We start from the raw sequence: 13928 nt of genomic DNA, 5'->3' as shown, positions 1-13928 counted from the left end.
TGCATCACTAGAGGCATTTCCAGGGTTATTCTGGTCGTGGTTCTGGGATGCGCAACGTTTGTTGCCGGTATGCACCTTACCGTTCACGGAACCCTGTTCCAGCTGTCACTGATTGGCAAGGGCGTTGATCCGACCTTTGTGACTGGCAGCCTGATCAACATTCACGCGCTTTGGCTTCCCGTCTACCTTTCCCTTGCCTGGATTCTTCATTGGCAGCACCGTCGTATCGACACAGAAGCACTGCCGGCGGGCAGGACCGGGCAGGTGGTGGTTGCGGTGCTCGTGGCCGCGGTCTATGGCGTGTCGTTCCAGAGCCTTACAACGCCCGCAAACAACGTTGTCGCCAGCTTCTTCGCCCAGATACCAGGGGCGATCATCGGGCCACTCGCCCCAGCACTATCCAAGGAAGACGAGGAGCTCAACGGGTCTGAAAAGGCCCTGAAAACATTGCAGACGGCGAGTTTTTTTCGTCACCAGGTTGCCGCCCCCATTGTGAGGGACCACCCCAACGTGCTGCTGGTCATGATTGAGGGTATGTCCGGCGGCTATTTCCCAAGCCTGAGCCGCTATCACGATCTCGACCCAACCGTTACCCTGGCCAGCCTTGAAGAAAACCTGCGCCGACATGGATTTCGTATCTACCGGAATTCGCTGAGCATGGAGCGCCAGACAGATCGCGGCACCTTTGCCATCTTGTGTGGCGAATACCCGGACTTCCGCCGGCAATCGCGGAAAATGGTTGATGTAGCTGAAGGCCGGGTTGTGGTGGACTGCATGCCCAAACATCTGAAGGAACATGGCTACCACACGGCCTACTGGCAGGCCGCGCCGTTGGATTACATGCAAAAGGGTGAGTTCATGCCGCAGGCCGGATTTATCGACGTCACCGGCGCAACGATCTTCAACGGCCCCGAAGAAGAAGTGGAAGGTTGGGGGCCACCTGATCCGATCTATTTCAGCAACGTTGCAAAGCGTCTGCGACAGCTTGATGAGAAGCCCGGCCCGTGGATGGTCACCCTGCTGAACGTGGGGACCCATCACCCGTTTAAAATCGGAAAAGAGCCGGAGCAACAACCACTGGATGACGAATTGAGCACCGAGGACATCACACCGGAGCCTCAGGAGGCGCGTAAGAAGGCCATGAGAACCATGGAAGATGCCTTGAATCGGTTTCTTGACGACCTGGCGTCCGACGGCATTCTTGACGACACTTTAGTCATTATCACATCGGATGAGTCCGGCGGATTCATTCGCAAGGATCATGAATCCGTACCTCTGAACAGCAACGTTGGTGTGCTGGCGATACGTCCTCCGGACAGCGATTCACTCGAAGATTACGCCAATCGCGACCAGATCGTGGCGCAAATCGATATTCCACCCACCATCCTGGATGCAACGGGGCTCGGAACAGAGGCCGGCGACATGATTGGCCGGAGCCTGATGGTCAAGCAACCGAAACAGCAACGCGACCTGCTGTTGGCGGACACCTATACAGGGCTCAAGTATTTCCTGAGGGAATCGGGGCAGCTTCTGAGCTGCAGCGAACTGATGACCGACTGCACCACTTGGCGCTTTAATCCGGAGCGGCTGTTTGGCACGCTTGAGGCGACGAATGCCGAACCATTCCTGACGTTCGATGAGCGCACGGCATTGTTCAACAGGGCAGCCCTCATGAAGCCCGCTGAGGACCCCTGAGCTTGAAACTTCGATATGGGAACGGCTACCTGAATGAAGATTCTTGCACTGCACACTCTGGCATTCCTGCACGTTCATCGCCGGGCGCTGTTGGTCTTTTATCTGTTTTTCACCGGCCTCGTTCTGGCCGCCATTGCGCCGCTCTTTTCCAGCGGCCTGGCAGCGCTTCGGCCGATAACCGGTCACGCCGCCATCAGCACTGGTGGGCTGGTGCAGTTTGTGGTGTCCCCTGGCGGCTTACTATGGATCGGCGCAACGGCGACCCTGACCGCTCTCCTGGTAATCCTGCAACAGGCGGGCATGACCTGGATTGCCGCCTCCGGCGGAGGCCGCGAATACCGGATAGCCATTGCGACGCTGTGGGCTCTTGCGCGACGTTTCAAACAACTACTCACCCTCACCCTGCTGCAATTGGGCGGCCATGCGCTGATCGCTGTGCCTTTCCTGCTGGCCATAGTGGTGAGTTACCAGTGGCTGATCTCCCCCCACGACATCTACTATCTGAAGCTGGAACGGCCACCCGAAGTCTGGTGGTTCCTGGGCATATCTGGTGTCGCAGCGCTGGGAATCGCCGTATGTAACGGCTGGCTTTATCTGCGCTGGGTACTATCGGTTCCCCTGCTCCTGCTGGAGCGCAGAGGTGCGCGCGACGCTCTCAGACAAAGTAGCCGCTATATCCACGGCCAGCGCCTGCCTGTGATGGGCGCAATCATCGCAGGCCTGGTCGGCCTGGCGCTGATCCCCATCGTGGTTACATGGCTGTTCCAGGCAGTGGGAGGCGAGATCATAACGAGCCTGCCGGAGCGAATGGGCGTGCTGATGCCCGTCACCCTGGGCCTGATCGCGCTCTATATCCTGTTCACCCTCACCGCCGCCTTTGCTGGCATGGCGGCCTACAGCATGCTGATATACAGCGTGTATAGGCAGGCAACGGGGCACCACCGTCACAGCACTGCCCAAACCCTGCCCCGGCGGGCCTCACCACTGGCGTGGTCGGCCGAGCTTTTAATCATCATCCTGGCCGCCACCCAGGCCTGGTTTGTCCTGCAATCCTTCGACCACCAGGACGATGTTTCCATCACTGCCCATCGTGGCAGTGCTTTCAAGGCGCCGGAAAACACCATGAGCGCCATAAGACAAGCCATTGAGGATGGCGCCGACTACGTTGAAGTGGATATCCGCATGACCGCGGACGGCGTGCCGGTGCTTTGGCACGATACCGACATGCGACGTGTCTTCGGCCTGAACGCCAGGATCTCCGATATCACCCTGGAAGAGGCCCGTGCCCGGGACGCTGGTTCGTGGTTCGGCCCTGCGTTCAGCGATGAGCGAATCGCCACCCTGGAACAGGTCATTGAAACCACCAGAGGACAAGCCCATCTATACCTCGATCTGAAGCCCGCTCCGGAGACGCCCGACCTGACCAGGGAGGTGGTCCATATGCTGCAGCGCATGGATGCCGTGGAGAACACGGTGATTGCGGCCGCCGAATGGCGGGTCCTGGCCGAAGCGCGACAACTGGAGCCTTCGCTGAAAACCAGCCTGCTGGCACAATTCATCGTTGGTCCGCTGTGGGAGCAACACTTTGACATACTGGGCCTGCGACAGAACCGTGTCACTCCCGCTACGGTGGCGCGCACCCACCGTGCTGGCAACGAACTCCATGTCTGGACGGTCAATACGCCGCAGGCGATGTCACGTTTTATCGACATGGGGGTGGATAATATCATTACCGACCGACCGGCTGTGTTGGCGCAACTGCTACAACGCCGACAGGCACTGACCGACGCAGAACTTCTGGTGATCAAGCTCAGGAACTGGCTGCGCTAGTCTGCCCACCGGGCCGTAGCCGATACCCCACGCCGGACACGGTTTCGACCCGGGCAGCCTGATCCCCCAGTTTCTTGCGCAAGGTGCGAACCACCGCGTCAACCACGTTGCTGCCACCCTCGTATCGCGTCCCCCACACATCCTGCAACAGTTCACTGCGCGACACGGCCTTGCCCTCACGAGCATTCAGGTAACGCATGACACCGAATTCCAGTGGCGTCAGAGCTACCCTGCCCGTTTCGAGTACCAGTTCCCGGGCGTCCGGGTCCAACAGTTCGTTCCCACGCCGAACGCCAAGCTCCGCAGCTGCAAGGTCCGCCAGCCAGCCGTCCACCGAGGCGGGGCCAAAATCGAGCACGGCAGAATGGTAGCGTCGGCCATCCAACACAACGGTGTGATCTTCCAGCACTTCAAAACCCAACCGTCTGGCGACAGCAGCGTAGGCGCCCATATCCCGGACTGTCAGGTAAACACGGCGAAGTCTGGGCCTGAGCTCCATGTAGGCACGTTTCAGGTCCAGCCAAACCGCTGCCTGTACGTCACCCGGAGAGTCTCCGTCATCAATGCTCAACCAGCGGCGGCAAAACAGGGCAATGGCATCCCGGGGCATGGGATGTTGTTTGAGATGGGAATACCACTGGCCAGCTATCGGATCGTCCAGCAGCCAGGCCGGCTGGAGCTCGTCCGAACGGAGCTTGCCGTAGAAACCTACCATGCGGCCCTCACCGTCCCGGACCGATGAGAATGCCTGGGGCAAACGACGCCACCACGCCATCAAAGCGACAGCGGCCTCACTTCCCTCCCAGGTATGGGTAATATCCTCCAGCGCAGGTCCATCGTCTGCCTGGGCCGGCTCTACGGCGAACGTGGGGGAACCACTCGGGAAAAACGCTTCCCGCACCACTGGGTTTTCAATCATGAACAGCATGTCGGCGGTGTATCGCCAGAGATCACCGCCACCGGCAACGCCCGCCTCTGTCGCCAATTGCCGCCAGGCTGTACGGCGGTATTCGAGATAGCGCGCCGGATCACTCGCATGCAGGGAACGCGCAATGGCCTCTCGCACCGCATCGTGGATCAACAGACCATCGCTGGCGCCAACCACAATGGGCAAGCGACGCAGCCTCTCCCAGGCATCCTGGGGCGGCACATCCGGAAACAGCGCTTGCAGTAGCGACAGGGTTACCCGGCGGACAACGGCCGCCCCCTCAAGCACCCGCCGGGTAACCTCATCGCCAACATCCTCAAGAAAAATCTGTGTGAGTTCATCAAGGGCGCGCTGCAAGGGCGCACCGGTGGGCCATTGCTCCGGCGAGGCCTCCCTCACGGCTGCCGCAGCGAGCTTCAACGCCAACGGATGGCCATGAGTACAGCGGGCGATCAGGGATATGTCCGCCTGCTCCAGGCCCAGGCCCTGCAGGAAGTTCTCCGCCTCTGTGTCGGTCAACGAGGAAACCGGGACAGCCCGCATTAACCACCCCCATCCCGGGCTCGCGTACCAGGCTGAGGTAGGCGGCTGGCGCCCCACCAGAACCACCCTTACGTTTTCGGGCAATAGCGGAATGAACACCTGCCTCAACCAGGTATCCAGAAGCCTGAATACTTCAAAGGTATCGAAGGCCAGTACAACAGCGCCGCCCAGCTCTCCCAACCGATCAGCGATGTCCCCGGCACGCGATCCTGTGTCACCAATGGCCTCCGCGAGCGACCCGAGCACACCCTGCTCAGTAGGCTCCACATGGCGACAATCAAGCAGGATAACCGTTGCTCCCCCGGCCCGGGCGATCGTTGCGAAACGCGCCAGCAACGCGGACTTGCCAATGCCGGCGATACCGTGAACGTGTAACACCCTCGGCCCCTTTGGCATCAACATGGTTTCCAGGGTGCCAAGCTCTGTATCGCGCCCTACAAACGTCCGGTGAGCCCGGGCCGCCAGTATGTCGGACATCCGTTGCGGCATGATCGTCTCCCTCCGCTACATTCTCACGATATTCTCATCCCCTCATCACCTCAAAACACCTATTCAGGGCTATAACTGACAATAGCAGTAACCGCACACCAACCCTCAATTTGAGTAAGGAGGCGACGATGAGCACCCAATGGCAAATTCAGGGTGACTATCTTGAAAGTTGCACATGCAAAGGCGCTTGCCCATGCATTTACCTGGAACCACCGACAGAAGGCGACTGCTCGGCCCTGGTCGGCTGGCACATCAAGAAAGGAGCTTACGGCGAGGTGGCGCTTGATGATCTGAATATAGCGCTTGCGCTCAACGCCCCGGGGCCCATGGCAGAAGGCAACTGGAAAGTTGTGTTGTACCTCGACCAACGCGCCGATGAGCACCAGCAGGAAGCGCTTGGCAATATCTTCGGCGGCAAGGCCGGCGGCCACCCGGAACTGCTGGCCTCCATGATCGGAGACGTTCTTGCTGTCGAGAGACAGCCCATCGGGTTTTCCGTTGATGACGGCGGGCGGCATCTGACCATCGGCTCATCCTACGAAGCCGATGTCAAAGCGATCGAAGGCCAGAATGGACGCAAGGTCACGATCGACAACCACCCACTGGCCGTCGCTCCGGGCCACTCACTGGTCGTTGCGAAGTCACGGAGTTTGCGCCATCAGAATCACGGCATCGATCTGGATATGAGCGCGCGGACAGCGCTCTACTCTCCATTCGAATACGCCGGCCCCTGACAACGGAGAGACACCTGAGGTGATTTCGATGGAACTGACAATGGCTAAGATTCATTCGTGGGAGCGTGCGGCCATAGGCGCCTCCCTGGGAATCCTGACCGCATTGGCATGGGCCTATATGGCCATGCCAATGACTATGGCGGCCGGTTCAGGTCTGTCATTCCTCGGCCTTGGCACCGTCATGTGGATGGTGATGATGGCCGCCATGATGCTTCCGGGTGCGGCCCCGATGATCATGACCTATATCCGGGTTCACCAGCGCCGGCGCCAGCTCGAGAAGGCCGCAGTACCAACCTGGTTTTTCATGGCCGGGTACCTTGCCGTCTGGGCCGCCTTCGGCGCGGTCGCAGCCGTGGCTCAATGGGCATTGCACGCCAACACCCTGATGACCTCGGCAATGGGGCATCTGAAACCACTTCTCGGGAGCTGCCTGCTGGTTGTCGCTGGGGCTTTCCAGTTCAGCTCTCTAAAACAAGCCTGCTTGAGCAGATGCCAGTCACCCATAACCTTCCTGATGACGGAATGGCGCGACGGCGCAATCGGTGCCTTTACAATGGGAGCCCGCCATGGCGCCTTCTGCACCGGCTGCTGCTGGGCGCTGATGCTGCTAATGTTCGTCGGCGGAGTGATGAACCTGGCCTGGATGGCAGTGCTTGCGCTCTATTTCCTGGCGGAGAAACTGGTGCCCTGGCCGCAAACGTTTAGCCGGATCACCGGCGCCGCTCTGATTGTCGGGGGGCTTTTAGTGGGAACCCTCTACTGAAGGCCGGAAAAATAACCGGGCCTGCGGCCAGCGAGCCGGTAGAGCAGCGCAAGCAGCCCCTTCAACAGCGCGATGGCCGGCCAAAGTAACCAGCTTGCCAGATAGAACAGCGGCACTAGGATCAGCAACCAGCCCGCGAGCTGGACCATCATTGGGGAGACACCCAGTACATCGGCCACCCCGGCAAAAAAGTCGTTGATGATGCTGGGGTGGGCGACCACCAGGTAGCCAGCGCCAATGATCAGGGGCCACTTCGCATAGCGGGCGCTACGGAGAATCAGCCGCCCGCTACCGGTAATACGGGCAGCCAATGCCGCCGAGCGTGTTGAAAGCCTGGCCCCCTGGGTCGCCTTTGCCGCCGTGCGACCGGCCCGAAGTACCTTTACGGCACTGGCAAACACCAACACATCCACCGATGCCCAGCCTATGTCACTGGCGGAGATGTCTTCTCCAGTTCGATAATCCGCCTCCAACTGTCGCACGCCGCTGGTGAAGAACTGGGCAACCCCTTCCGTAATCCTCTCGGTCTGTACCCATTGGGTCTGACCATTCCCGTCCACCACGAATTGCCCGAGAAAATCGTGGCCCTCGTTGCGGATGAAGTTCACTGCGTACCAGCCTCGCTGTTCGGGCGTCAAAGACTCCGTTTTTTCCGGCGTCCGTTCGCTCTGGTCCTTGCCGCGGAGCTCAGCAATATAGTCCCGGGCGCGTTCATACTGACGGGCAGCTTTGTTCATCCATTCAATGGAGCTGATGGGCTGGCGAAGGAAGTAGTGAATCGGCGGCAGGGCGTTTTCTCCATAGGTGCGCAACACCTCCTGGAATTCCGGCTCGGACGCATAAAGCGGAAAAACGGCGCGGGCCATGTCAGGGTGTGCCATCAAAGCTGCCTGGGCCTTGAGGAGCAGAAGAGGGTCGTCCCCCAGGTCCAGAATGGCGGCCTGGACGTCAACAGGCTCGTCCCCGATACCATCAAAACCGGGCAATGCCTCCCGAGCCTGAATCGAAATCAGTTTCTGCTCAATGGGTACCGGATCGGAGGCGACACTGGCGATTGCGGCAACCAGCAGCGCGATACCCAGAATCGCCATGGCCTTCTTCAAACATCCACCTCTGCCTCAATGCGTTGACCCTATACTGCCTGAGAATACGTTGATTACCATAACGCCGGCAACGATGAGGCCGATGCCGAGGATGGCGGGAAGGTCCAGCGTCTGCCCAAAGAACAGGTAGCCCGCCAGCGCAATCAAGGCCACGCCGGCACCGGCCCACACCGCATATGCCACTCCCACTGGCAAGGTTTTCAGGGTCAACGCCAGGAAGTAGAACGCCAGGATGTAGGACACCACCACAACCAGCGACGGCCACAGACGGGTGAAACCCTCAGAACTTTTTAGAAAGGAGGTTCCGATGACCTCCGCAACGATAGCCACCGACAAATATAACCACTGAATCATTCCACAATTCACCTTTCAGACTGGCGCAAAATGCAAAAACCCCGAAGCTCTCACTTCGGGGTTTTGCGGACATTGGGATCAACCCTGGCGACGCGGAGGATTTACTGCTCCACGAAGGCCCTCTCGATCACATAGTGGCCGAGGTTACCATGGCGTGCTTCCTTGAACCCCATGTTATTGAGGATGGAGCAGGTGTCTTTCAACATGCTGGGACTGCCGCACACCATGAACCGGTCATGTTCCAGGTCAAATTCCGGAAGGTCCAGGTCCTTCGTCAGCTTGCCGTTTTCCATAGCGTCGGTCAGACGCCCAGTGTTACGGAAATCCTCACGGGTGACCGTAGGATAATAAAGCAGCTTGCCATCCACCATTTCACCAAAGAACTCGTTATTCGGCAGCTCCTCGATCTCGGACTGGTACGCCAGCTCGGACTTGTAGCGAACGCCATGGGTCACGATGACTTTATCAAAGGCCTCATAGACTTCCGGGTCCTTGATGATGCTGATAAAAGGTGCCAGACCGGTGCCCGTGCTGATCAGCCAGAGATTCTTGCCCGGCAGCAGGTTGTCCATAATCAGGGTACCGGTGGGCTTGCGGCTGACCATGATCTCGTCACCAACCTCAATTTTCTGCAGACGTGACGTCAGCGGGCCGTCCTGAACCTTGATTGAGAAGAACTCCAACTCCTCTTCATAGTTGGCACTGGCGATGCTGTAGGCACGCATCAGCGGCTTACCATCGGTTTCCAGGCCAATCATTGTGAAGTGGCCATTCTTGAACCGGAACCCCGGATCACGGGTGGTGGTGAAGCTGAAGAGTGTGTCGTTCCAGTGACGAACACTTGTTACACGCTCTTTATTCAGGTTGCTCATGGTATCGCCCGTTCGTTAGCCGTTAGCAAATAAGTAAAAATCATTGTGTAAATAGTAACCCAAGGGTAACCTATCGACAAAATGGGATATTTTCATAACCTTATTCGGAATTATCGATTATGAAGTTTAGCTTCCGCCAACTCGAGGTCTTCCTGGCTGCGGCGCACTTCCAGAACATCACCCGTGCGGCGGATTCCCTGGCCATGTCTCAGTCCGCGGCCAGTAGCGCCCTGAAAGAACTGGAGAGCCAGTTCGACATCCAGCTCTTCGACCGGGTCGGAAAACGACTGCAGCTCAATGAGCTCGGCCGTCTCTATCGGCCAAAGGTCGAGGCTTTGCTGGCCCAGGCCGGGGAACTGGAACAGGCGTTCAGCAAGCATACTGAAGTCGGCGCCCTGAAAGTCGGCGCTACCCTCACTATTGGTAACTATCTGGCTGTTGGCGTCATGGCCCAATACATGAATACCCCTACCCACCCGAAAGTGGCGCTTGAAGTGGCCAACACCCGCACCATAGCCCAGCGCGTCAAGGATTTTGAACTCGACATCGGGCTGATTGAAGGTGAACTGCAATCCTCTGAGCTGGAGGTTATACCCTGGCGAGGAGACGAGCTGGTGGTCTTCTGTTCCCCGGACCATCCCTTTGCCCGGAAGGGTAGGCTTTCGGATGCGGACCTTCGCTCGGCAACCTGGGTGATGCGTGAGCAGGGGTCCGGCACCCGGCAGACCTTTGAACGTGGCATGCACGGCCTGCTGCCAGACCTGGACATACTGCTGGAACTCGAGCATACCGAGGCGATTAAACGCGCGGTGGAAGCCAACCTTGGGATCGGCTGCCTGTCACGGGTGTGCCTTGCCGATGCGTTCAGGCGGGGCAGCCTCGTACCGTTGAAGGTTCCGGAGGAACGACAGTTCGACCGAACCTTCTATTTCATACTGCACAAACAGAAGTATCGGAGCGCCGGCATCGACCGCTGGATTGACCTGTGCGAACAACTTCAGGATCCACCGCTTCCTGAGGAGCGCGGCCTGTTGTACGACAGGAAATCTTCTTGATCCCGCTTTAAAGTCAGACTGGCCCGCTGTGGAACCGGAACTCGGTGTCCGGTGTCTCAATCAGTTGTTGCTCCAGCGCGAGGAAGGTCGCAACCCGATCCTCCACCGAGTTTCCCGCGGCCTGCTCGGCTAATGTCAGGTAGTCACGGTAGTGTCGGGCTTCGGACTTCAGCAGCCCGGTGTAGAAATCTGACAGTGTCGCATCCAGATGCGGTGCCAGCGCCGCGAACCGCTCGCAGGAACGGGCCTCGATAATGGCACCCACGATCAGCACATCCACCAGCCGACCGGGATCTTCTGTGCGTACTTCCTGCCGCAACCCGGCTGCATATCGAGCCGGGCTCAGGTGACCATAACTCACCCCCCGCTTTTTCATGATAGCCAGCACCTGCTCGAAATGACGCAACTCTTCCCGCGCAAGACGCGACATCCTGTTGAGCAGGTCGGTGTTATCCACATAGCGATACATCAAACTCAGCGCCGTGGACGCTGCTTTTTTTTCACAATGGGCATGATCAATCAGCATCAGGTCCTGATTGGCCAGGGCGTTTTCAATCCATCGCTGTGGCGTTTTGCAGGGCAGGAAATCGTGAATCTGGTCGAGGGAATCGGTCATTGTTTACAGCAGGTCGGCTTCTCGGGCACGGCAGTATACCGCAACAAACCACAATATCCGACCACAGTCCAACTTAACTTTATAAGGGGTTTCCTATAGAATGCAGCGCCAACTTAGCGCCTTTTCGCCATAAAACTCCCGCCAGGCAACGACGCCCAAGGCGCGGGACATTCCAACTGATGAGGGTCCATATCGTGTTAGAAGCCTATCGTGAACACGTTGCAGAACGCGAGGCTCTGGGCATTCCCCCGAAGCCTCTGAACGCTGAGCAGACCGCCGCACTGGTCGATCTCCTTAAAAACCCGCCAGCCGGCGAGGAAGAGACGCTGGTCTATCTGCTTGAAAACCGCGTTCCGCCGGGTGTGGACGAAGCCGCTTATGTAAAAGCTGCTTTCCTGACCGCCATTGTTAAGGGTGAAGCAACGTCTCCCCTGCTGGACAAGCCAAAGGCCGTTGATCTGCTGGGTATGATGCAGGGCGGTTATAACATCGCGACCCTGGTCGACCTGCTGGACGATTCTGAACTGGCCGAACAGGCCGGCGAAAAGCTCAAGCGCACCCTGCTGATGTTCGATGCCTTCAACGATGTGAAGGAAAAGATGGACGCCGGCAACGCGGTCGCCAAGGCTGTGGTTGAATCCTGGGCCAACGCCGAGTGGTTCACCAACAAGAAGAAGGTTCCTGAAAGCACCAAAATGGTGGTTTTCAAGGTTACCGGCGAAACCAACACCGACGACCTGTCACCGGCTCCCGATGCCTGGTCCCGTCCGGACATCCCGCTGCACGCCCGCGCTGCCTATAAAATGGAGCGTGATGGCCTGAAGCCGGAAGAGCCCGGTGTTACTGGCCCAATGAGTCAGATCGACGACATCAAAGCCAAGGGCCTGCCCGTTGCCTTCGTAGGCGACGTTGTTGGTACCGGCTCCTCACGTAAGTCTGCCACCAACTCAGTACTGTGGTTCTTCGGTGACGACGTTCCGGGTGTTCCGAACAAGCGCGCCGGTGGCGTGTGCATTGGTAACAAAGTAGCCCCGATCTTCTTCAACACCATGGAAGATGCTGGCGCCCTGGTTTTCGAAGCACCGGTTGACGACCTGAACATGGGCGACGTTATCGACATCCGTCCCTACGAAGGCAAGATCCTGAACGAGGCGGGTGAAACCATCTCGGAGTTCGGCTTCAAGTCAGAGGTTATCCTGGACGAAGTTCAGGCCGGCGGCCGTATTCCGCTGATTATCGGCCGTGGCCTGACCGCCAAGGCGCGCGCAGCACTGGGCATGGGCGCCACAGACATCTTCCGTCTGCCGAATGATCCGGAAGAAGGCACCAAAGGCTTTACCCTGGGTCAGAAGATGGTCGGCAAGGCCTGCGGTCTGGAAGAAGACAAAGGCGTTCGCCCCGGCACTTACTGCGAACCGCACATGACTACGGTCGGCTCCCAGGACACCACTGGTCCGATGACCCGTGATGAACTGAAAGACCTGGCCTGTCTGGGCTTCCAGGCCGACCTGGTGATGCAGTCATTCTGTCACACCGCCGCCTATCCGAAGCCGGTTGACGTGGAAATGCAGCACACCATGCCGGACTTCATCCGCACCCGCGGCGGTGTTTCCCTGCGCCCGGGCGATGGCATCATCCACTCCTGGTTGAACCGCATGCTGTTGCCGGACACTGTCGGTACCGGCGGCGACTCTCACACCCGCTTCCCTATGGGCATCTCCTTCCCGGCCGGTTCCGGTCTGGTGGCGTTTGCTGCAGCGACGGGCGTTATGCCCCTGGATATGCCGGAATCCGTCCTGGTTCGCTTCAAGGGCGAAATGCAGCCAGGCATCACGCTGCGCGATCTGGTACATGCGATCCCGCTGTACGGCATCAAGCAAGGCATGTTGACCGTTGAGAAGAAAGGCAAGATCAACGAGTTCTCCGGTCGCATCCTGGAAATCGAAGGCCTTGAGCACCTGACCGTTGAGCAGGCGTTCGAGCTGTCTGACGCTTCCGCTGAGCGTTCCGCAGCCGGTTGTACGATCAACCTGTCTGAAGAGTCCGTGGCTGAGTACCTGCGTTCGAACATCACCATGCTGCGCTGGATGATCGCCGAAGGTTATGGCGACCCGCGCACCCTGGAGCGTCGCGCCCAGCAGATGGAAGAGTGGATTGCCGATCCCAAGCTGATGCGTGCCGACAAAGACGCCGAGTACTCCCACGTTGTGGAAATCGATCTGGCTGACATCAAAGAGCCGATCGTGTGCTGCCCGAACGACCCGGACGACGCCAAGTTCCTGTCCGAAGTCGCCGGCGACAAGGTCGACGAAGTGTTCATCGGTTCCTGCATGACCAACATCGGCCACTTCCGCGCTGCTGGCAAGCTGCTGGAGATGAACAAGGAGCCGCTGAAGACCCGCCTGTGGATGTCTCCGCCTACCAAGATGGACCAGGCGCAGCTGATGGAAGAAGGCTACTTCAACACCTACGGCACCGCCGGTGTTCGCACCGAAATGCCGGGCTGCTCCCTGTGCATGGGTAACCAGGCCCGCGTGGCAGCCAAGAGCACGGTGCTGTCCACCTCCACCCGTAACTTCCCGAACCGTCTGGGCGATGGTGCCAATGTGTACCTGACCTCTGCGGAACTGGCAGCGGTTGGTGCGGTACTGGGCAAACTCCCGTCTCCGGCGGAGTACATGGAGTACGCCAAGGACCTGAACAGCATGTCGAAAGAGATCTACAAGTATCTCAACTTCGACCAGATGGAGAACTACACCAAGAAGGCGTCTGAAGCGAACGTTGCTTAAAACCTGACCTTCTAGTTTAGCTCCATGGAAACGCCAGCCTTCGGGCTGGCGTTTTTTTTGTTGTGCGCCAGGCATGGCGCGTAGCGCCTTGACGGGCGCTGTTCCGGTACAGGTGGTGCTGGCCGGATGACTTGGGGGTGCAAGTCCCCTGTGGACC

Annotated in this window: 11 protein-coding genes; 6 read left to right on the top strand and 5 right to left on the bottom strand. The window is 58.7% G+C overall.

From position 1 onward, the window contains the following. The coding region (locus AXW11_RS20770) for an LTA synthase family protein (RefSeq protein WP_286792681.1) at nt 1-1695 on the top strand (1695 nt) is incomplete at its 5' end. 33 nt (nt 1696-1728) lie between these two features. Beyond that, entirely contained in the window at nt 1729-3525 is a 1797-nt protein-coding gene (locus AXW11_RS20765) for a glycerophosphodiester phosphodiesterase family protein (RefSeq protein ID WP_091641446.1), read from the top strand. Here the strand turns inward: AXW11_RS20765 and AXW11_RS20760 are convergent. Further along, a complete protein-coding gene (locus tag AXW11_RS20760) occupies nt 3506-5485 on the bottom strand; it encodes a winged helix-turn-helix domain-containing protein (protein ID WP_091641449.1) in 1980 nt (659 codons plus the stop codon). The genes AXW11_RS20765 and AXW11_RS20760 overlap by 20 nt on opposite strands. A 128-nt stretch (nt 5486-5613) precedes the next feature. Between AXW11_RS20760 and AXW11_RS20755 the strand changes: the two genes are divergently transcribed. Together AXW11_RS20755 and AXW11_RS20750 are read left to right on the top strand one after the other, a co-directional pair. Further along, on the top strand, nt 5614-6219 hold the full coding sequence (locus AXW11_RS20755; protein ID WP_091641452.1) for a DUF1326 domain-containing protein: 606 nt from the start codon (nt 5614-5616) through the stop codon (nt 6217-6219). A 40-nt stretch (nt 6220-6259) separates the two neighbouring features. Next, complete coding sequence (locus tag AXW11_RS20750) at nt 6260-6982, top strand: DUF2182 domain-containing protein (protein WP_158498360.1); 723 nt, start codon at nt 6260-6262, stop codon at nt 6980-6982. Here AXW11_RS20750 and AXW11_RS20745 read toward each other — a convergent pair. From AXW11_RS20745 to AXW11_RS20735, 3 genes are all read right to left on the bottom strand, one after another. Continuing rightward, nucleotides 6976-8085, bottom strand: coding sequence for a hypothetical protein (locus tag AXW11_RS20745; protein ID WP_041333778.1), 1110 nt, complete (start codon nt 8083-8085; stop codon nt 6976-6978). The genes AXW11_RS20750 and AXW11_RS20745 overlap by 7 nt on opposite strands. Before the next feature lie 15 nt (nt 8086-8100). Next, entirely contained in the window at nt 8101-8439 is a 339-nt protein-coding gene (locus AXW11_RS20740; protein WP_087148974.1) for a DMT family transporter, read from the bottom strand. A gap of 101 nt (nt 8440-8540) precedes the next feature. Further along, complete coding sequence (locus AXW11_RS20735; RefSeq protein WP_091641455.1) at nt 8541-9311, bottom strand: ferredoxin--NADP reductase; 771 nt, start codon at nt 9309-9311, stop codon at nt 8541-8543. Nucleotides 9312-9430: 119 nt separating this feature from the next. On the opposite strand from AXW11_RS20735, the gene AXW11_RS20730 reads away from it, so the two are divergent. Further along, nucleotides 9431-10366, top strand: coding sequence for a LysR family transcriptional regulator (locus tag AXW11_RS20730; protein WP_041333775.1), 936 nt, complete (start codon nt 9431-9433; stop codon nt 10364-10366). Between the two features lie 13 nt (nt 10367-10379). Here the strand turns inward: AXW11_RS20730 and AXW11_RS20725 are convergent, their stop codons facing one another. Beyond that, the gene (locus AXW11_RS20725; protein ID WP_036205028.1) at nt 10380-10982 is read right to left on the bottom strand and encodes a MiaE family protein; all 603 of its coding nucleotides are present in this window, start codon (nt 10980-10982) and stop codon (nt 10380-10382) included. A 194-nt stretch (nt 10983-11176) separates the two neighbouring features. On the opposite strand from AXW11_RS20725, the gene acnB reads away from it, so the two are divergent. Beyond that, entirely contained in the window at nt 11177-13771 is a 2595-nt protein-coding gene (acnB, locus tag AXW11_RS20720; RefSeq protein WP_036205853.1) for a bifunctional aconitate hydratase 2/2-methylisocitrate dehydratase, read from the top strand. Nucleotides 13772-13928 lie beyond the last annotated feature (157 nt).

It is taken from the genome of Marinobacter sp. Hex_13 (assembly GCF_001566815.1).
Classification (GTDB): Bacteria; Pseudomonadota; Gammaproteobacteria; order Pseudomonadales; family Oleiphilaceae; genus Marinobacter; species Marinobacter salarius.
Note: the sequence above shows the minus strand (reverse complement) of the source record. Positions and strands in the feature narration are given on the sequence as shown.

Coding starts and splice junctions, on each gene's coding strand:
- AXW11_RS20725 (WP_036205028.1), bottom strand. CDS start 10,982: ATGACCGATTCCCTCGACCAGATTCACGATTTCCTGCCCTGCAAAACG.
- AXW11_RS20740 (WP_087148974.1), bottom strand. CDS start 8,439: ATGATTCAGTGGTTATATTTGTCGGTGGCTATCGTTGCGGAGGTCATC.
- AXW11_RS20750 (WP_158498360.1), top strand. CDS start 6,260: ATGGCTAAGATTCATTCGTGGGAGCGTGCGGCCATAGGCGCCTCCCTG.
- AXW11_RS20765 (WP_091641446.1), top strand. CDS start 1,729: ATGAAGATTCTTGCACTGCACACTCTGGCATTCCTGCACGTTCATCGC.
- AXW11_RS20735 (WP_091641455.1), bottom strand. CDS start 9,311: ATGAGCAACCTGAATAAAGAGCGTGTAACAAGTGTTCGTCACTGGAAC.
- AXW11_RS20755 (WP_091641452.1), top strand. CDS start 5,614: ATGAGCACCCAATGGCAAATTCAGGGTGACTATCTTGAAAGTTGCACA.
- AXW11_RS20760 (WP_091641449.1), bottom strand. CDS start 5,485: ATGCCGCAACGGATGTCCGACATACTGGCGGCCCGGGCTCACCGGACG.
- AXW11_RS20730 (WP_041333775.1), top strand. CDS start 9,431: ATGAAGTTTAGCTTCCGCCAACTCGAGGTCTTCCTGGCTGCGGCGCAC.